The organism is Brevibacillus sp. NPDC003359, assembly GCF_042878995.1.
Classification (GTDB): domain Bacteria; phylum Bacillota; class Bacilli; order Brevibacillales; family Brevibacillaceae; genus Brevibacillus.
Map to the genome: position 1 here is coordinate 1 of NZ_JBIAOR010000019.1, position 17,998 is coordinate 17,998.

The 17,998-nt window shown below is 46.0% G+C and carries 20 protein-coding genes; 8 read left to right on the top strand and 12 right to left on the bottom strand.

Translation table 11 applies throughout. From position 1 onward, the window contains the following. On the bottom strand, nucleotides 1-74 hold a 74-nt coding region (locus ACFYU8_RS27690; RefSeq protein ID WP_390307206.1), incomplete at its 3' end, for a MerR family DNA-binding transcriptional regulator. Nucleotides 75-248: 174 nt separating this feature from the next. Continuing rightward, complete coding sequence (locus ACFYU8_RS27695) at nucleotides 249-818, bottom strand: bifunctional transcriptional activator/DNA repair enzyme AdaA (protein ID WP_390305879.1); 570 nt, start codon at nucleotides 816-818, stop codon at nucleotides 249-251. A gap of 169 nt (nucleotides 819-987) precedes the next feature. Between ACFYU8_RS27695 and ACFYU8_RS27700 the strand changes: the two genes are divergently transcribed. The 3 genes from ACFYU8_RS27700 to ACFYU8_RS27710 all read left to right on the top strand — a co-directional run bounded on the left by ACFYU8_RS27700 (nucleotide 988) and on the right by ACFYU8_RS27710 (nucleotide 3,404). Then, the gene (locus ACFYU8_RS27700; protein WP_390305881.1) at nucleotides 988-1,920 is read left to right on the top strand and encodes a DNA-3-methyladenine glycosylase family protein; all 933 of its coding nucleotides are present in this window, start codon (nucleotides 988-990) and stop codon (nucleotides 1,918-1,920) included. A 19-nt stretch (nucleotides 1,921-1,939) separates the two neighbouring features. After that, complete coding sequence (locus tag ACFYU8_RS27705; protein ID WP_390305883.1) at nucleotides 1,940-3,058, top strand: deoxyribonuclease IV; 1,119 nt, start codon at nucleotides 1,940-1,942, stop codon at nucleotides 3,056-3,058. Nucleotides 3,059-3,140: 82 nt separating this feature from the next. Further along, nucleotides 3,141-3,404, top strand: a complete 264-nt coding sequence (locus tag ACFYU8_RS27710; RefSeq protein ID WP_390305885.1) for an Ada metal-binding domain-containing protein — start codon at nucleotides 3,141-3,143, stop codon at nucleotides 3,402-3,404. Nucleotides 3,405-3,408: 4 nt separating this feature from the next. Here ACFYU8_RS27710 and ACFYU8_RS27715 read toward each other — a convergent pair whose 3' ends face one another. The 3 genes from ACFYU8_RS27715 to ACFYU8_RS27725 form a co-directional block, all read right to left on the bottom strand. Then, entirely contained in the window at nucleotides 3,409-3,792 is a 384-nt protein-coding gene (locus tag ACFYU8_RS27715; protein ID WP_390305887.1) for a hypothetical protein, read from the bottom strand. A 10-nt stretch (nucleotides 3,793-3,802) separates the two neighbouring features. Continuing rightward, entirely contained in the window at nucleotides 3,803-4,582 is a 780-nt protein-coding gene (locus ACFYU8_RS27720; protein ID WP_390305889.1) for a cyclase family protein, read from the bottom strand. A 136-nt stretch (nucleotides 4,583-4,718) separates the two neighbouring features. Continuing rightward, nucleotides 4,719-5,543, bottom strand: coding sequence for a MerR family transcriptional regulator (locus ACFYU8_RS27725; RefSeq protein ID WP_390305891.1), 825 nt, complete (start codon nucleotides 5,541-5,543; stop codon nucleotides 4,719-4,721). 76 nt (nucleotides 5,544-5,619) lie between these two features. On the opposite strand from ACFYU8_RS27725, the gene ACFYU8_RS27730 reads away from it, so the two are divergent. After that, nucleotides 5,620-6,630: an alpha/beta fold hydrolase gene (locus tag ACFYU8_RS27730; RefSeq protein ID WP_390305893.1), complete on the top strand. Its 1,011-nt coding sequence runs from the start codon at nucleotides 5,620-5,622 to the stop codon at nucleotides 6,628-6,630. 40 nt (nucleotides 6,631-6,670) lie between these two features. On the opposite strand, the gene ACFYU8_RS27735 is transcribed toward ACFYU8_RS27730, so the two are convergent. Further along, complete coding sequence (locus ACFYU8_RS27735) at nucleotides 6,671-8,275, bottom strand: HEAT repeat domain-containing protein (protein ID WP_390305895.1); 1,605 nt, start codon at nucleotides 8,273-8,275, stop codon at nucleotides 6,671-6,673. Nucleotides 8,276-8,361: 86 nt separating this feature from the next. On the opposite strand from ACFYU8_RS27735, the gene ACFYU8_RS27740 reads away from it, so the two are divergent. After that, nucleotides 8,362-8,913: a dihydrofolate reductase family protein gene (locus tag ACFYU8_RS27740; protein WP_390305897.1), complete on the top strand. Its 552-nt coding sequence runs from the start codon at nucleotides 8,362-8,364 to the stop codon at nucleotides 8,911-8,913. A gap of 98 nt (nucleotides 8,914-9,011) precedes the next feature. Here ACFYU8_RS27740 and ACFYU8_RS27745 read toward each other — a convergent pair whose 3' ends face one another. Together ACFYU8_RS27745 and ACFYU8_RS27750 are read right to left on the bottom strand one after the other, a co-directional pair. Continuing rightward, nucleotides 9,012-10,331, bottom strand: coding sequence for a hemolysin family protein (locus tag ACFYU8_RS27745; protein WP_390305899.1), 1,320 nt, complete (start codon nucleotides 10,329-10,331; stop codon nucleotides 9,012-9,014). 198 nt (nucleotides 10,332-10,529) lie between these two features. Then, nucleotides 10,530-11,291: an exodeoxyribonuclease III gene (locus ACFYU8_RS27750; RefSeq protein ID WP_390306010.1), complete on the bottom strand. Its 762-nt coding sequence runs from the start codon at nucleotides 11,289-11,291 to the stop codon at nucleotides 10,530-10,532. Between the two features lie 226 nt (nucleotides 11,292-11,517). Between ACFYU8_RS27750 and mphJ the strand changes: the two genes are divergently transcribed. The 3 genes from mphJ (at nucleotide 11,518) to ACFYU8_RS27765 (ending at nucleotide 13,460) form a co-directional block, all read left to right on the top strand. Beyond that, complete coding sequence (gene mphJ / locus ACFYU8_RS27755) at nucleotides 11,518-12,441, top strand: macrolide 2'-phosphotransferase MphJ (RefSeq protein ID WP_390305901.1); 924 nt, start codon at nucleotides 11,518-11,520, stop codon at nucleotides 12,439-12,441. Nucleotides 12,442-12,583: 142 nt separating this feature from the next. Beyond that, on the top strand, nucleotides 12,584-12,904 hold the full coding sequence (locus ACFYU8_RS27760) for a hypothetical protein (RefSeq protein WP_390305903.1): 321 nt from the start codon (nucleotides 12,584-12,586) through the stop codon (nucleotides 12,902-12,904). A 46-nt stretch (nucleotides 12,905-12,950) separates the two neighbouring features. Then, on the top strand, nucleotides 12,951-13,460 hold the full coding sequence (locus ACFYU8_RS27765; RefSeq protein ID WP_390305905.1) for a PepSY domain-containing protein: 510 nt from the start codon (nucleotides 12,951-12,953) through the stop codon (nucleotides 13,458-13,460). Nucleotides 13,461-13,516: 56 nt separating this feature from the next. Here the strand turns inward: ACFYU8_RS27765 and ACFYU8_RS27770 are convergent, their stop codons facing one another. The 4 genes from ACFYU8_RS27770 to ACFYU8_RS27785 all read right to left on the bottom strand — a co-directional run bounded on the left by ACFYU8_RS27770 (nucleotide 13,517) and on the right by ACFYU8_RS27785 (nucleotide 17,956). Beyond that, on the bottom strand, nucleotides 13,517-14,041 hold the full coding sequence (locus tag ACFYU8_RS27770) for a DUF420 domain-containing protein (protein WP_390305907.1): 525 nt from the start codon (nucleotides 14,039-14,041) through the stop codon (nucleotides 13,517-13,519). 191 nt (nucleotides 14,042-14,232) lie between these two features. Continuing rightward, on the bottom strand, nucleotides 14,233-15,609 hold the full coding sequence (locus tag ACFYU8_RS27775; RefSeq protein WP_390305910.1) for an amino acid permease: 1,377 nt from the start codon (nucleotides 15,607-15,609) through the stop codon (nucleotides 14,233-14,235). Nucleotides 15,610-15,930: 321 nt separating this feature from the next. Further along, nucleotides 15,931-16,872: an alpha/beta hydrolase gene (locus tag ACFYU8_RS27780; protein WP_390305911.1), complete on the bottom strand. Its 942-nt coding sequence runs from the start codon at nucleotides 16,870-16,872 to the stop codon at nucleotides 15,931-15,933. Nucleotides 16,873-16,885: 13 nt separating this feature from the next. Further along, nucleotides 16,886-17,956 carry an LLM class flavin-dependent oxidoreductase gene (locus ACFYU8_RS27785; protein WP_390305913.1) on the bottom strand — a complete coding sequence of 357 codons (1,071 nt, stop codon included), beginning with the start codon at nucleotides 17,954-17,956 and terminating at the stop codon, nucleotides 16,886-16,888. Between the last annotated feature and the right edge of the window lie 42 nt (nucleotides 17,957-17,998).

Here is a 17,998-nt window from a genome sequence, read left to right on the forward strand (position 1 = left end):
CCTGACTTATCCCATTCCCTTAACGTTTTAGGCGTTACACCGATCATCTTTGCAAACTTCCCTATGGAGTACATTTTTCATCACCTGATTACATTCTACTACAGGTTTATCTTTGTATAAAGTTGTTTAATGTTATATGTTTCTATTAATTGCCTCCGTCCCGTTTTCAAAAAACGCTCATGGAAGTGGTGGTTATTCTCGGATGCAGATGCTTCTTACCTCTAAAGATATCACATTTCACGAGCAGCTTATGTCGTTTGTTGTTTGACGTTCAGTTGGCGATATTCACTCGGCGTCTTGCCCGTCATTTTTTTAAACAACGTGATGAAATACGGCGTATTCGGCATCCCTACCAATTGTGCAACATCCGCGATCTGCTTGTTCGAATGAGCCAGCAGCTCTCCCGCCCTTTCTATCCGCTTTTTCTGAATGTACTCCACAGGCGTCATATCCATGAGTCGCTTAAACGTTCGCTGTAAATGAAACGGACTGCCATGGCACATATCCGCCAAATGCTCCAACGTCAACTTTTCGTTATAATGTGAATCAATGTATTGTGTAATTTGTGCCACCCATTCACGATCAGGCAGCCTCTCTCCCGTAGGCTTGCAGCGTTTACATGGGCGAAATTCTTCCCGCATAGCTTGGCTTGCATGTTGAAAAACCCGCACGTTCTCCCTCTTCGGCGGCTTCGACTTGCACGACGGTCTACAAAAAATCTTCGTCGTCTTTACCGCATAAAAAAATTGATCATCGAAAGACACATCGTTATGAATAATGGCCTGCCATCGCTCATCGGTTACCCGTTCCTCCAACACCTATCATCTCCTTTGCCATAGCCGTTATCAAATCGCTTGCTCTTACCGACAGTATACCCCCGCGCTGCGTGATCCGTACTGCTAGAAGATTAAAATAGCAAGATAACGAAATGACAGGTTAGCTTTTCTTGTTATAAAACTAGGAGGAAGTCAGACAGGAGGTTTTCGCATGACAAGCGGTCTATCACACTCGGCTTGGGTCGATAATAGAGAAGAAATGATCTTGTCCGTACCTACGGAATTCAGTTTTTCGCAAAATCTTCAATACTTGTCCAGAGCATCCAACGAATGCATGTTTCACATTCAAAACGGTCGCCTTTACAAAGCCATCCCGATGGAGCAAGATCCACAAGTGGTCGAGATTCACGCAGATAACGACCAAGGATTGACTGTGCGCTTTCTCAGCCCTTCTCTTCCCCCTGAAAAAGTCCGGATCGAGGTAGCACGCTATGTCCGAGATTGGTTCGATCTCGATCGAGACCTGGTTCCGTTTTATGAGCTTGCCGCAGGGGATGCTCTTCTAAAGCAGGCCGTTGAAAAGTTTTATGGGCTGCGTACCATGGGCATTCCCGACCTGTTTGAAACGCTCAGTTGGGGAATCATTGGACAACAAATTAACCTGACCTATGCGTACACACTTAAACGGCGGTTGGTAGAGACATTCGGAAGACGGGTAGAGTTCGAAGGCGAGACATATTGGCTTTTTCCAACACCTGATTTGATTGCCGGATTATCCGTAGCTGATCTGGATGGATTGCGCATGACGACCAAGAAATGCGAGTATTTGATTGACGTCGCACAACTCATCGTTGAAGGGAAACTATCGAAAGAGCTATTATGGGACGGAGGAGATTATCGAACCGCGGAGAAACGATTGACCAGCATCCGCGGGATTGGACCGTGGACCGCCAACTATGTGCTCATGCGCTGTCTGCGAATGCCCTCTGCCTTTCCCATTGACGATGTCGGTCTGCACAATGCGATCAAATTTTTACTAGGCAAAGAAAAAAAACCGACAAAAGCAGAAATACGAGAGCTGTCCAAGTCTTGGACGAATTGGGAGTCGTACGCTACTTTTTATTTATGGCGTTTTCTTTATTAATCAAAGGAGGTTCTATCCTATGCTAAAAATAGGTTCGCACGTATCATTCTCCGGTAAAGGACTGCTGAATGCTGCCGAAGAAGCAGCCACCTACGGCTCGAGTACCTTTATGATCTACACGGGTGCGCCGCAAAACACCCGCCGCAAGCCGATTGAAGACCAGTACATTACAGAAGGCAAAGAAGTAATGGCCAAGCAGGGCGTGGATGAAATTGTTGTACATGCCCCATACATTATTAACTTGGGCTCTTACAAGGACGATACTCACGAGCTCGCTGTCCGTTTTCTGCAAGAAGAGATTCGCCGGACCGACTACATTGGCGTCAAAAATATCGTGTTGCACCCTGGCGCATACACGGACAAGGACGCAGAATACGGCATCGCCCGGATCGCAGAAGGCTTGAATGAAGTTTTGACAGGCATCAAAGACACCAACGTGAACATCGCGTTGGAGACGATGGCGGGCAAAGGGACGGAAATCGGTCGCAGCTTTGAGGAAATTGCGGCGATCATCGAGAAAGTAGAAGACAACAGCAGGCTAACCGTCTGCATGGATACTTGCCACATTCATGACGCTGGCTATGATATCGTCAACGACTTCGACGGCGTCTTGGAACAGTTTGACCGGACAATCGGCTTGGACCGTCTCGCCGTGGTTCACTTGAATGACAGCAAAAACTTCCGCGGGGCAGGCAAAGACCGACACGCGCCAATCGGTGCGGGACTCATCGGCTTTGATGCATTGAATTACATCGTGAACCACGAGAAAATTTGCCACCTGCCGCTTGTACTGGAGACACCTTGGATCAGCAAGGAAAAAGGCAACGAGCGCCCGATGTACGAAGCAGAAATCGCCCTCCTGCGCGGTGAAGTGGACAAGCGCTTTGGTAACGAATTCATGGACCATGTGGAACGCCTCGATTTCTTTTTCCGCAAACAAGATATCACCAGACGCGAGTATGTAATTGGGATTTGGGAGTTGCTCAAAAACGACGCGAAGGCAAAGAAAGCCGATGGTCGCGAGCCGATGGAGCGTCTGTACGATATGGTGAAGGAAGCCAGATTGTTCCCAGAGCTCTCTGAAGAGCAGATCAACCACCGTTTGTCTGCCTACTTCGCGATTCCGAAATTCTCGTAAGGAAAAAATCCATGTGGGCTTGCTATGGCTTCCTCCTGTTGAAGTGAATGTACCGACATCAACCAATAAAGGAGGAAGCCACATGCCTGCGAAAACTTACACTCTGATGGGAGCCGATCGCCAGTATTATAAAAGCGATACACCTGGTACATTTGGCGGCTACAGGCCGGGAAGAATATATGGCCGACTGGATTGCCCCTCTGCCATCCGAGCCATTACGCGAGGCGGTTATGTGCGCCATCGCGTATTTTTTGCTGATGAAGCTACCGCTATAGCTGCGGGATACCGGCCTTGTGCTGTTTGTTTACGAGAGAAATATTTGTTGTGGAAAGTGATGCGGGCATAGCCCTCTATAGAACACCTGCGGGGATTCGAAATAGCACATAGTTGCCTGTCCACATTTGTGACGTGATGACCATCTGCTCTTTCCCCCGTTCAAAAAAGTATCCGGCCCCTTCTTGTTGGATAAAGGTCCAGCCTTTTTCTGTCACTGCTCGTTTTACAGCATCTGCTGCTGAGCCTTGATCGGATTGCGCCCCGTACCAATCGATGTTATTCTCCGTCGTCAATTTGACGATCGGTCCCGTGTATTCGTCCAAAAGCTCCGTCACCTCTCTTTTGGACTTGGATTCGAATGGCAATGCAGGATACCAAATCCGAAAAGCATTCGCGAGCATGATGAGACAGAAGCCGAAGATGATGACAAGGAACAGTGACTTCGCTCTCTTATTCATATCTATACAACTACTCCTCTTCCTCAAATATCGCAACAGGACGCGCCCATCCCGCGCTCGCTCCTTTCACTTTCACAGGAAACACAGACACGGTAAACCCGTAGGGCCTCGGCAATTGCTCCAAATTCGCCAGCTTTTCAATTTGGCAGTACTCTTTCTCTTTTCCCACATAGTGCGCCGCCCATAAAACGCCATCACGCGGATTTTGTTTATAATCAGCGGCTTGAACGGAAAACGGGATATCCCATCCCCATCCATCCGTTCCCATTACCTTGATACCTTGATCGATGATCCAATGTGTTGCTTCAGCGGATACCCCTGCATGTGATTGAAAATAATGCTCTTCATAGTATCTTTTATCTGCATCCGTCCTGATCAGGACAATATCAAACGGTTTTAGTGTGTATTCGATTTGTTCGAGCTTCTGTTTCATATCGTTCACCGTGATTTCATAACCAGACGGTTTCTCACTAAAATCTAGCAGGACACCATCTCCGTAGAACCACTCCAACGGTAACTGATCAATCGTTCTCGCTGGCTCTCCCTCCGAGGTAGGCCAGTAATGCCAAGGTGCATCTACATGTGTCCCTGTATGTGTCGTGAGTGTCACCGTTTCACTCGCCCAAGCCTTCTGTTCAGGAAAATCCGTTGGTTGCAATCCGAAATACTGCGCAGCTTGGACAGCCCCTTCTTCATGACTATTGTATTGAATCTCAGGTGGAAACGGTTCTTTTGCTAGACAATCAAGAGGCACACTCAGATCAATGAACCGACGTGCTTTTCTATTCATAGCAGGATTCCCTTCTTTCCCCTTTTGAATTTTCTGTATTTTCGATCAACCTTACTGTACTACCTGCCTTCCACCAGCGTCAAATGAACATGGCAAAAGGCCAGTACCTCGTCGTCTATACAGGTACTGGCCTTTTTCATGGAGATTCAATTGGAATTTGTACTTCTACATACGTGTCGCCCCCATGTGGGGATTGCAGATAGTTTTCTCTGCCTGGCTGATCTTTTTTGATCCGGTACTGATTGCGCTCGATCCATTTGGCCAAGTCAATGCAGGCCGTAGAAGGAACGAATGGCTCGACTCGTTGGACCAGGGTGGCCATCATCGGCTCCTCTGGCAGCATTCGTACTTCCAGCACGTCGGATGGCAAAGCAATGTCCTGTTTGAGCACATAGCCAATTTCCAATTCGAATGCCGCCTCGTCTCGCTCCGACTCCTTCCACAAAACGATGGGAGAAAGCATCCCTCTCTGCTGCTTGCCTGCATAATGAGCCAGCCGATCAAAAAGCATCGGAATCTCTTCCACCGTACCTTCCGAGCGGAACGAGACCACTTTTTGTGGTTCGACTCGTTTAAAGACAACCTCTTGTTCTACGTAGCCCTTTTGCTCGATCCATAGGAGACGCTCCTTGATTCGATTCAATCGTGCTTGCTCCTCTTCAAGTAGCAGCTCTATTTCTCTTTCTTTTAGCCTCAATATGCCTTGCCGCTGTTCCATGGACATATCTTCATGCAGCAATTGCTGGATTTGTTGCAACGTAAATCCCAAGTCCTTGTACATAAGGATTCGATTGAGCGTAACCAATTGCTCTGCTGCATAAAACCGATAGCCAGTCTCTTTGTCGATATCCGCTGGCTTCAAAATGCCAATCTGGTCATAAAAACGAAGCGTCTTTAAGGACACTCTGCTCAATCGGGAAAATTCACTGATCTTAAACATGGAAAAACCCCAATCTGTCATTCCCTTGACTTTCCCCTGTACGGGAACGTTTATAGTTGAAAAAAATCAAATCATGCTTACAAAGGGGCAATGCGAGATGGATTACGACATTTTTCACTTGGGAGATGTTCGCTTGCAGTCAGGAGTGACTCTACCGCATGCATTTATTGCTTACAAAACATATGGCACGCTCAACGCAGCCAAGGATAACGTCATTATATTTCCTACATCGTTTGGAGACCAACATTACCAAAACGAATGGCTCATCGGAGAAGATAAGGCTTTGAATCCGAAAGAATATTTTATCATCATTCCCAACATGCTCGGCAACGGGCTATCGTCCTCGCCGAGCAATACAGCAAGCCCGTATGATCAGGCCCATTTTCCGCACGTGACGATCTATGATAATGTCGCCCTTCAGCATCGACTCATTACGGAGAGGTTTGGCATCCAAAAAATTGCGATGGCAACAGGCTGGTCGATGGGGGCCATTCAGGCCTTTCATTGGGCGGCGCTCTTCCCAGATATGGTTGAGCGATTGGCTCCTTTTGCCGGAACCGCAAAAACATGGCCGCATAACATCGTCCTCATCGAAGGAATCCGAGCAGCATTGCAGGCCGATGTAGCTTGGAATAACGGGCGGTATACAGCATCTCCCGAGGTTGGATTGCGTACCTTAGGGCGCGTTTATGCGAGTTGGGGGTTTTCACAGCCATTTTACCGCGAGGCATGCTATAAAGCTTTGGGCTATGAGACACTTTCCGAATTTATCTCAGGATTTTGGGAGGAGAGCTTTCTTCCTTCGGATGCAAACGATTTGCTGGCGATGATGTGGACATGGCAGCATGCCGACATTAGCAAAAATGATAGGTACAACGGAGACTTTGAGACGGCGTTGCGAAGCATCCAAGCACGAACAGTTGTAATGCCCGTACGGACTGATTTGTATTTCACGCCAGAAGACAGTGAATATGAGACGAAGCACATCCCTAACGCTACCTTTAAGCCGATTGAATCAATCTGGGGACACTTGGCTGGGTTTGGACTTAATCCTGTCGATACCGCGTTTATTGATTGCACCTTAAAAGAATTGTTGGGGACTAACTGAAAATACGAAGGAGAGGGACACCTATAAAGGTGCCCCTTCTTTATCTTTTCGCAAGGAGCGACTCGACGGAGTCAGCAATATCCTCCGGCAGAAACTCTCGAACCTCACCAAGCGTATGGTCAATTTTTTCACGCTGTTCATCCTTTAAGCGCAAATAAAACCTTCTATTATATCCACATAGCCAATGCTCGACATACAGGATTGCCTCATCGCTTATTTCTTTTTCCTGCACAACACATGCCCGTAATAATAATGAAATACTGTCTGCCTTGTTTATCCTCGAGAATAAGAAGAGAATGTTTTTCTTCACATGAAGGCCCACATCTTTTTCAATCATCTCCCAGAGCATGTCTGCATGACGAAGCTCTACCCGATCCGCTAGTATTTGTCTTGCTTCACGAGATGCGCTTCGTTTATTAATTTGTAGAGCGCGGATAAAAACTTCGATGTGGTCTTCTGGATTCAGCATGGCGAGTGCCTTCACGGCTGCTCTTTGTATTCGTTCATTTTCATGGCGTAAAAACGGAAGAATCCATTGATCGTCTGCTTTCACACCCGTTTCGCCTACTCCCACAATCGCTATGGATATCACCTGCTCCTCGGTACCAACCAATTTTTCCCGATAGAAGGCAGCAAAGTCGATCTTCTTTTCTTTTAAATAAAATCGGGCCATTTCGCGGATGGATTTATGTCCATCCAGCAGAGCAGCAAGCAACGCATTGGTCGCTTCCTCAGGAAAGCGATCCACATAAGCTTGCAAAGCCAGTTGGCGAATCGAAGGAAAGACGTCACGTCGAATTCGATCGAGCCATCTTCTTAGTCGATCATGTTCTTCCTGTTTGCACAGATACCTAACCGTCTGGAGTCTGATCAAAGCATCTTTCTGAATCAAAGCCTCTGCAATAACCTCATCTGGATCGATATCATGAAGGCTGATTGCCAAATCAAAGCAAAATCGCCGAACAACCGGGTCTTTTGAGTGAAAACCACTTCGTAACACGTCTCGATTATCTGTATGACGAAACATTTCGTCGATCTCCTCTAGGAAATCGGAGAACTTTTCACGGTTATAGTATGCAGACAGATGCTTCAACAAGAAACTGGATTCGAGAAAGTGTTTCACATAATTTGGACGGAATCTTAGCTTACATGCCTTAAACGCGAGATAACGAATTTTGGGCTGCCAATCATTCAAACGGATCAGCAAAAAAGGAATCTCCGCACCCGTAACCTGTTTTAACAACACTTCAATCGCCGCTTCCCTTACAAAGCCGTTTCGATGGAAGCTGCAAATTCCGATGAAATGAAGGTCTGCCTCATCGTTTACCGAAAAGTTCCGGATTTCCTCCGGCAACAATTCATGCCATGCAGCCAACTGGTTTCTATTTGAATAAGGAGTCAATCTCCGTATGTATTGATCCAAGCCAATTACATCTTGTTTACGCAGGCGTGACATTATTTGATGGATAGCCGCAAGTGCTGCCTTTCGTATTTCTACTCTTTTCTCCAAAGCAAATGGTAATAGAAAAGTCAGAGTGATCATGCCCCCCATCCTGGCCAAGGAGTGGAGAATTTCTACTTTTCTATCGTCCGATCTATATAATTCTTCAAGAAGCCCTTGTTCTTCTGGCGTCATTTGTTTCATGTCGTTCCTCCTCTTCAAATAAAATGCGTGCAAGCCCTTATTATTTTCACATAAAATGAAATGGAGAAAAAAGGAGGGACTTCCAAATGGCCTCATTAATTTATCATGTTGCCGTATCGTTAGACAATTTCATTGCCGATCAAGCGATGATGGATGGAAATATTGACAACACGCTCTTCTTATTTGAGGGAGACCATGTACCGGACTTTCTATCTGAAATTCAGCAGTATGATGCCGTGTTGATGGGCGCGAAAACATACGAGTTTGGATTTAAATTCGGTGCAAAGCCAGGCGAACCCGGCTATAAGGGAATCAAGCATTATATTTTTTCTAACTCCATGCAGTTTGAGTCCAACGCTAAGGTCGAGCTGGTCAAAGGCGATGCCATCGAATTTATCAAGAATCTCAAACAGCAAGAAAGCGGCAAGCTGTGGTTGTGCGGGGGCGGCGAATTGGCAGGCGCGTTGTTGGCACATAAAATGATTGATCAATTAGTACTGAAGGTAAATCCGGTGATGGTCGGGGAAGGTACTCTTCTATTTGGCAGTGCTAAGCCACGTCTCAAGCTAGATTTAGTGGATATGAAGCAGTATGCGAATGGAGTCATGAAATCTACTTACGATATCGTTTATACGTAATAACAGAACAAACGGGACCGTTTCGCTCGGCCCCGTTTTTGTATGCTCTCTTTGCCAATACATGCAGAGAAAAAAGATGGGAATCCCCCATCTTTTGATTACGTTACATCTTGCAGTTCACGAGCCGGAACTTCCACTGCTTTCTGAATCTCAATTTTCCGTATGCGATGCTTATCTTTCTTTCTGATCGTAAAGACGAGATCATCGTATTGCCATTGGATACCTTCCTTGAGCGTCTGATTCTGACTGTATAGCCAACCACCGATGGTATCGAGCTCTTCTTCATTAATATTGGCGTTCAGCAAATCGTTGACCTCGGAGAGAAGAACCTTTCCATCTACAATCACATGGCTGTTCTCTTCTACGATTTCGATTTCTGCCTTTTCCTCCGCGTCGAACTCATCACGGATCTCACCTACAATTTCCTCTAGAATATCTTCGATCGTAACCATTCCGGAGGTTCCGCCATATTCGTCAATCAGGATAGCGATATGCGTTCTTTGCTTCTGCATTTTTTTCAAAAGATCTTTTACAGGTGTAGCCTCCGAAACCGTTAAAAACGGTCGGATGAGCTTGGACATATCCAAATTTGGATCATCGACATAATTCAGAAAGAACTCTTTTGTGTTAATCATCCCGATAATATGATCCTTGTTTTGCGAAATAACCGGGAAACGGGTATATTGCTCTTCTTTCATGATTCGCAGATTTTGCTCGAGGGTATATTCCTTGTGCAAGCAGCTCATATCTGTCCGCGGGACCATAATCTCGCGGGCCAGCATCTCATCAAAAGCAAAGATATTGCTAACGTATCCATACTCAGACTGATTAATTTTGCCGCTCTCATAGCTTTCCGTCAGAATGATTCGCAGCTCTTCTTCTGAGTGACTTTCTTCATGCTCCTTGGTCGGTTTCATACCGAATGAACGCACAAGCAGAGCAGCAGAGCCATTTAGTACCCAGATCGCCGGGTACATCAATTTATAGAACCAGATAATTGGTTTCGCACACAATAAGCTAACCGCTTCTGCCTTTTGGATCGCCACTGTTTTCGGTGCCAGTTCCCCGACAACCACATGGAGAAATGTAATGAGCGAGTAAGCAATCACAAACGACAGAACTGCAACGACTTGTTCGGGTAAATAAGGCGTAAGAAATGGGCTAATAATACTTTCAATCGTCGGTTTCCCCAATACCCCCAAGCCAATAGCCGTCAACGTAATCCCCAATTGACACGCTGACAAATATCCATCCAAGTTACTAATTACTTTCTGAACAGCAAGAGCATTCTTTCTCCCTTCCATGACCAATTGGTCCACGCGGCTGGGGCGAAGCTTTACAATTGCGAATTCAGTTGCCACAAAAAAAGCCGTAGCAAAAATCAGAAAAGCAATTAGTAACAAATTCATGGTTAGCAATATCCTATCCCCTCTTCATTAGAAGTCTAACATGGTCATTGTACGAAGCTCCTCTCCATCATATCAAAGTTCGCTTATATCCAATTTCGTCTTAATTGTTTGATTATAGGCAGTTTTGCTATTTCAGGTCACTCACCCTCATAATTGCTGACTACAGGCATGGCATACTCACTCATATCCTTCCCTGCCTCCTACTCTTTATTCGATAGTGCCCAACTCCAACATCACCGGGCAATGGTCGCTTCCCATCACCTGTGAGTCAATTCCCGCACGCACCAACGACGAAGCCAGTCTTTCAGAAGCGAGAAAATAATCAATACGCCACCCGATATTCCGCTCTCTTACTTTCGGCATAAAAGACCACCACGTATAAGCATCTGTCTGATCCGGATAGAAATATCGATAAGTATCCACAAACCCAGCTGCAAGCAACCGCGTCATCTTCTCACGCTCTTCAGGAGTGAAGCCAGAATTATTGCGATTGGACTTCGCATTCTTCAAATCAATCTCTTGATGGGCGACATTCAGATCCCCACAAACCACCACGGGCTTCTTTGCGTCTAGCTCCAACAAGTAATTCCGAAACCGTTCTTCCCATTCCAGCCGATAATCCAATCTCGACAGATCACGCTTCGCATTCGGGGTGTAGACCGTGACCAAGTAGAAATCCTGAAACTCCAAAGTAATCACGCGGCCCTCAGGCTCATGATTTTCTTCCAAGCCATAACGAACAGAGAGCGGTTCCTTTTTTGTAAAAACGGCCGTTCCGGAATAGCCCTTTTTCACTGCATAGTTCCAATATTGATGGTACTCCTCACCGATCTCCATCTCGATTTGACCTTCTTGCAGCTTGGTTTCCTGCATGCAAAATATATCGGCGTTCACTTCCTTGAAGTACTCGTAGAAGCCTTTGTTCACACATGCACGAAGTCCATTTACATTCCAAGAAATCAATTTCATCATCACTAATCTCCTCGTCGGCATTTCGTTAGATCCTATGGTACACTATCTTTGTTTTCAATTATAGGAGGCTACGACGATGGACATTGCAACGGGCATCGCATTCATGAGACTTCGTTAAGATCGATAAGACCCCATGTGGGCTCAGCCATTTTCAAAACACGGAATGGGATGAGTTTATTTGTGTTTGATTGATTCCAACTATTCATGAATGAGGTGTTTTTTTATGTCCAAAAACAATGTAGAGCAAATCCTTTCCATCGCGAAAAATAACGGAATCCTTGTAGACCCAACTACCGTGAAGGTTAATGAATCCGGATTAGATTTCCTTGCGATTTTTGCATGTACAATAGATGGCGTCCCATACGTATTGCGCCAACCACGACGGGACGATGTCGTCGAAACTGCTCGTTACGAGAAAAAGGTGTTAGATCTCGTAGCAAAACATCTACGTGTCGAAGTACCGGATTGGCAGGTACACACCTCTGAATTCATCGCTTATCCGATCCTCGCTGGCACACCGATGGCGACGATCAATATGGAAACAAAGAATTATGATTGGTATCTGAATCCTGAATCTCTGCCTGAACTATGCATACAAACGTGGGCGGAAGCATTGGTGGAATTACATGGTATTCATCATGATCTTGCTCGAGATGCTGATATCCGAGTCAAACAGCCTCATGAAGTACTCGAAAGCCTTCGAGAAAAGATGAATGAAGTCAAACGCGTCTTTGGGGTTTCCCAAGTGCTATGGGATCGTTGGCAAAAATGGCTTGCGGATGACACATTCTGGCCTACTCACTCTGCTCTCGTGCATGGTGACCTCCATCCGGGGCATATCCTGGTTGCTGAAAACGGTAAGGTAACAGGGCTCCTCGATTGGACGGAGGCAGAGGTCGCTGACCCTTCTATTGACTTCACGGTCTTTTACATGCTGTTCGGAGATACAGGCTTGGCTGATTTCATCGAACGCTATGAGAAAGCAGGAGGCCGTGTATGGCCGCGTATGCATGAGCATATCGCAGAAATGACATCAGCGTATCCGGTCATTCTCGCCATCTTCGCATTGAAATCAGGGCTAGAAGAGTTCAAGATCATGGCACGACAAGCTCTGGGTGTCGACGAAAAAGGCAAAGAGATCTCTTAATAGAAAACCAACCACCGTCCCAGATTGGAGGCGGTGGTTTTTCCATGTAAATAGCTATAATGAGCCATTACTGTCTCGGAAATTAGGTGTTACAATAAATCGGCTCATTTGGACTAAACTTATATAAATAGATGGAGTGAATATGATGAAGCGAGGACCTCTTATTGGCATTTGTGCTGTGGTCGTAGTAGCTGGCGTGCTTTCCATTCCTATGGAGGTAGGCCCCGCTCCCGATACACGCTTGATCCTGGAGCATACGAACAAGACTTACATCTCACCTCCCTGTTATGAGCAAGCAAATAAATCGAACAACCTAGCCGAAGCTGATCTACAAAAAGCACAGGAATTGAATTATCAGCCAGAATCCAGCTGCACGGCAAATTCACTCGCACCCATCAAGCAACCGATCGCTTCCATACTCGCCCAAAATCTTGGAATCAAGCAAAGCAATTGGGATTGGTAAGTGCACTATATAATCATCAAGAACGTCATCGAGAGGAGTAACCTGCATGCTATTTAAGAAGTGGAACCGTAACTTCCACCGCTACATCGGACTCATTGTTAGTGTTTTCTTATTGATGTGGGCCATTACTGGTTTTCTCCTGTTAAATGTTCCTTGGTATCAGGAAAAAGCCACAGACTTGAAAACCACAATGATCGAAGTACCCGCCAAACCAGAAGAGCTAACCATTGCCTATGTAGGGGAGAAGTTAGTAGAAACTGGAGAATATTCTTGGGATGAAATCAGATCGATTGCAAAATCAGGTGACTCTTTCAAGGTTTACGTCAGCAGAGAACCTATTCTGCGGCTGACTGTTTCTTCCGAAGGGCATATCACAGCCTTGAAACAAGATCCCATTTTAGATTTCTTTTACGGATTGCATGTGGGTGAATGGGAAGACCTTAACTATGTGACTGTGTTAGAGATTATCTCTATCTTAACTGCTTTTCTTGTCGTATCCGGGCTCATTTACTTCCTGCCTAAACGCTGGTTTAAGAAACGCGAATCGAAAATATAAAGGCTTTGTCCATAAAAAAAGAGCGTTAGCCTCAGCAGCTAATGCTCTTTTTTTGATTAATAGTACGGAGAAATCATGATGTAAACAATGACACCCGTCGCACTGACATACAGCCACATCGGCATCGTCCAGCGGGCGATTTTTTTATGCTTTTCCACTTTCATGTTGAGTCCACGCGCAGTCGTAATCAGCGCAAAAGGCACGATAAGCGCCGACAACAGAATATGTGTAATCAGGATGAAGTAATAGATCGGCCGAAGAATTCCCTCTCCCCCGTAGGAAGTGCTAGGTGCCATTCCGTGGTAGATCACATACGAAACCAAGAAGAGAGCTGTTGTCGAGAAGGCTGCAAAAATATATCCCCGATGCATCTTAATGTTTTTGTACTTCACGATGGAAACAAGAGCCGCAATCAGAAATACAAAGGTAAAACTGTTCATGACCGCATTAAAAAACGGCAAAAACGAAAGGTCGAGATGACTGAAATCATTGTTCTTCGGCATGAAGTACAAGATGGCGATAAGCGTGTTAATCGCTATGGTGAGAATAACGATAATCGGCGTATAGTTGCGTTGTTTCATTCTTATGCTCCTTTTTTCTCAGATCATGAATGCATATCCCGCTTTAGTCTACCCATTGGCGAGCCCGGACATTGGCTGTTAAAGGTGGTTAGCCAATCCAGACATCCTAATGATAAACGAAGTATGTTTGCCGTACAAAGGCGAATTGATGAACAAAAAAAGAGACCAACAAATGTTGGTCCCTTTCGTTATTACTTGTTTGATTGCTCGTCCAGTGGAACTGCCTTGTTAACTCCTAGTGCAAAGAAGCTAATGACCACAATTGCCAAGAAGACAATCCCGGCAATCAGGGAGACGCGTGTCTCATCATTGATCCACATACCGATGAGTACCATGATGAGGAAAGCAATGGTCAAATAGTTGGTCACTGGGGCAAAAGGCATTTTGAATGGATGGTTATCCATTTCAGCACCCTTCGCTTTTCGGAATCTGATTTGACTGATCAAAATGACAAACCACGGTACCATACCAGGCAGTACACTTGCACTGTATACATACACGAAGAGATTTTCTGGGGCGATATAGCTTAAGATAACCCCAATTCCCAGTCCGATCAGTACACCAATCGTTCCTAACAACGGCACACCATTCGAAGACAGCTTCGTAAAAATTTTCGGGGCTTGGCCATTTACGCCTAAGGTATACAGCATACGCCCTGCACTATAAATCCCGCTGTTACAGCCAGACATGGCAGCCGTGATCACAACGAAGTTAATGATACCTGCAGCTGCGGTAATACCTATTTTCGCAAAAGTAGCAACGAACGGACTACCGATTGCCTGTAATTGATCCCAAGGGTAAACGGTTACAATAACAAAAATCGCACCAATATAGAAAATCAAAATGCGCCAAATGATGCTTTGGATCGCACGCGTTAATGTTTTTTTCGGGTCTTTTGCTTCCCCTGCTGTAATCCCGATGAGCTCGACACCTTGATACGCTCCAATCACCAAGGAAAGAGCAAAGAAAAAGCCTGTCCAACCGCCCGTAAAGAATCCGCCATTCTCCCACAGATTCGATAATCCGATTGCGTTTCCACCATTTCCAATGCCAAAGAAAATCAATCCAAATCCTGCAATAATCATCAAAACGATCGTTACAATTTTGATCATGGCAAACCAAAACTCAAATTCACCAAATGATTTTACCGAGACCAAGTTTGCTGCACCGAGAATCACCATCGCAATAATACCTGGAATCCAAGGCGGTAAATCCGGAAACCAATACTGCATATACTGCCCGACGGCGATGATCTCTGCCATCCCGACAATGACCCACTGGAACCAGTTACTCCAAGCCGTCATATAACCTGCTAACGGATGGATATACTTATGCCCAAAGGTCGCGAATGAACCCGTACTCGGTTCCATATACAGCATTTCACCCATTGCACGCATGATGAAAAAAATAAAAATTCCTACAATTGCATAAGCTAGCATGACGGATGGTCCTGTCCATTTGATCGTGCTGGCCGATCCCATAAATAGCCCAACACCAATCGTACCGCCCAAAGCAATCATCTGAATATGACGGGCTTCCAGGCCTCTCTTCAGTTCTTTGTTTCCCACGTAAGCTTCTTCTTCCTCTCTGCTGTTGGCGGTATTTTAGGAAAGCCATCATAGAAAGCATTCCTAATCGTTAGTAAGATTATTCCTTTTTCTTACGTTGTGCTTCACTTCCGAATTGTTTGTTTATTTGTAAAATAAATTTCACTAATGTTAATTATTATATTCACTTTATAAACAATTTGTAAATCGATATGTTCAAGAAACATATAACCAAATATATATTACTGAAAAAACATTTTCTTCCCACTAGGTTACATGAAGAAAAGCACAACAATCGCCGAGATCTCCCTCGATCGGTTGTTGTGCTTTTTGTCTCCTCGATTATTTAGGATTAAGCGCTCTTGCCATCGCATCTACATAGCTTTGGCTGGCGCGCTGGCTCACTTCTGCTTCGGGAACAAAGACTTCAAAGCAGTGGTAGCAGCCGGGATATAGATGAAATTCTACGTCTACGCCCGCTTGTGCAAGGCGCGTCACATATTCGATCGTCTCATCTCGAAACAGATCGAGCTGTCCTACGCACGTATAAGTCGGTGGCAGCCCCGCCAAGTTTTCTGCTCTCGATGGTACCGCATATGCGGATACCTGAGTGTCGTCGGCACCTTCGCCCAGGTACATACTCCACGCTGCCAAATTGTTTGTTCGGCTCCATGTTACATTTTCAGCCTCAATTTCATGGCTCGACGCTGTCCGATTACGGTTGTCGATCATTGGATACAACGGCATCTGGAAAATAAGGGCTGGTCCACCTTTGTCGCGAGCCATTAAAGCAAGTGCTGCGGTCAGCCCCCCTCCCCCGCTAGCACCGGCAATCGCGACCCGATCCAAATCGATGCCGAGTGACTCAGCTTCGTCTGTCATCCACGTTAAACCGGCGTAACAGTCATGAATGGCTGCTGGATAGGGGTGCTCGGGAGCCAGTCGATAATCGACCGATACGACGACACAATGAGCCGCTTGCACGAAGCGTTCGCATAGAGCGTCATCCATATCGGGGTGCCCCAGCACATAGCCTCCCCCGTGAATCCACAGCATAGCCGGAAGCTTACTGCCTGTTCGTTGGACGGGCTCGTATATTTTCGCTAGCATCTCTCCTGCTGCGCCCTGAATCATTCGACTTGTTGTGCGTACATGCTCTGACTTCACAATCGGCGGATTTTTCAACATAGCCCTGCTCGACTCCAAATCTTCTTCCAGTTGAAAACCAGGGAATTGCGCTAATGATTGCCTTAATTCCGGCAGTACCCGACAATTAAAATCCATGTAAATCCCTCCATTAAGCAAATGTTGATTCCTGCTGCGTCTCTGCTTCCCACTTGGTTATTTCCGCTCGCACCCGAGGCGCTACCTCTGTTCCTAGCAGCTCAATGGCTCTCATTACCTGATCATGCGGCATCGTGGATATCGGCACGTACATCATAAAGCGTGTCATGCCTACATTTTTGCGAAGGTGGATGATTTTTTGGGCCACCGTCTCCGGATCACCCACATACAGTGCCCCTTCAAAGCTGCGTGCGGCATCGAAGCTAGCACGGTTATAATGCGCCCAGCCCCGCTCCCTTCCGATTTTATTCATTCCTGCTTGAGTAGAAGGAAAGAATATATCTGCCGCCCGTTCCGTATCTTCTGCGACAAATCCAAGTGAGTGTGACCCAACCGTTAATCGCGATACGTCATGACCAGCGTGCATGGCCACCTTCTTGTATAGCTGCACAAGTGGTGCAAACTGCCGCGGACTTCCACCAATGATCGCCAGCATCAGTGGCAATCCCAGCAGACCTGCACGAACAACAGACTCCTGATTGCCTCCGCTGCCAATCCATATGGGTAAAGGATTTTGAACGGGCCGTGGATACACGCCCAAATCATGAATAGCTGGCCGATGACCGCCCCTCCAAGTTACTTTTTCGGACGCCTGTATTTTTAGGAGCAGTTCCAAATGTTCATCAAACAGCTCATCATAGTCATTCAAGTCATAGCCGAACAGGGGAAAAGATTCGATAAAGGAACCCCGTCCCGCCATAATCTCTGCCCGTCCATTTGAAATACCATCGAGTGTGGCAAAATCCTGAAAAACACGCACTGGATCAGCGGAAGAAAGCACGGTCACTGCACTGGTCAGCCGAATCCTTTTTGTCAGTGGCGCAGCCGCAGACAGCACCATTGCTGGAGAAGAAGCTGCATAATCCTTGCGATGATGTTCACCAATGCCAAATACATCAAGTCCAACCTGATCAGCGAGGACGATTTCCTCGACAACTTCACGCAATCGCTGTGCGTGGCTCATCACTTCACCTGTCTGAACATCCGGCGTCGTTTCCACAAACGAAGTAATACCTATCTCCACAGATCATCTCTCCTTTTGCAAAACTTGTATCAGTCAACAGCT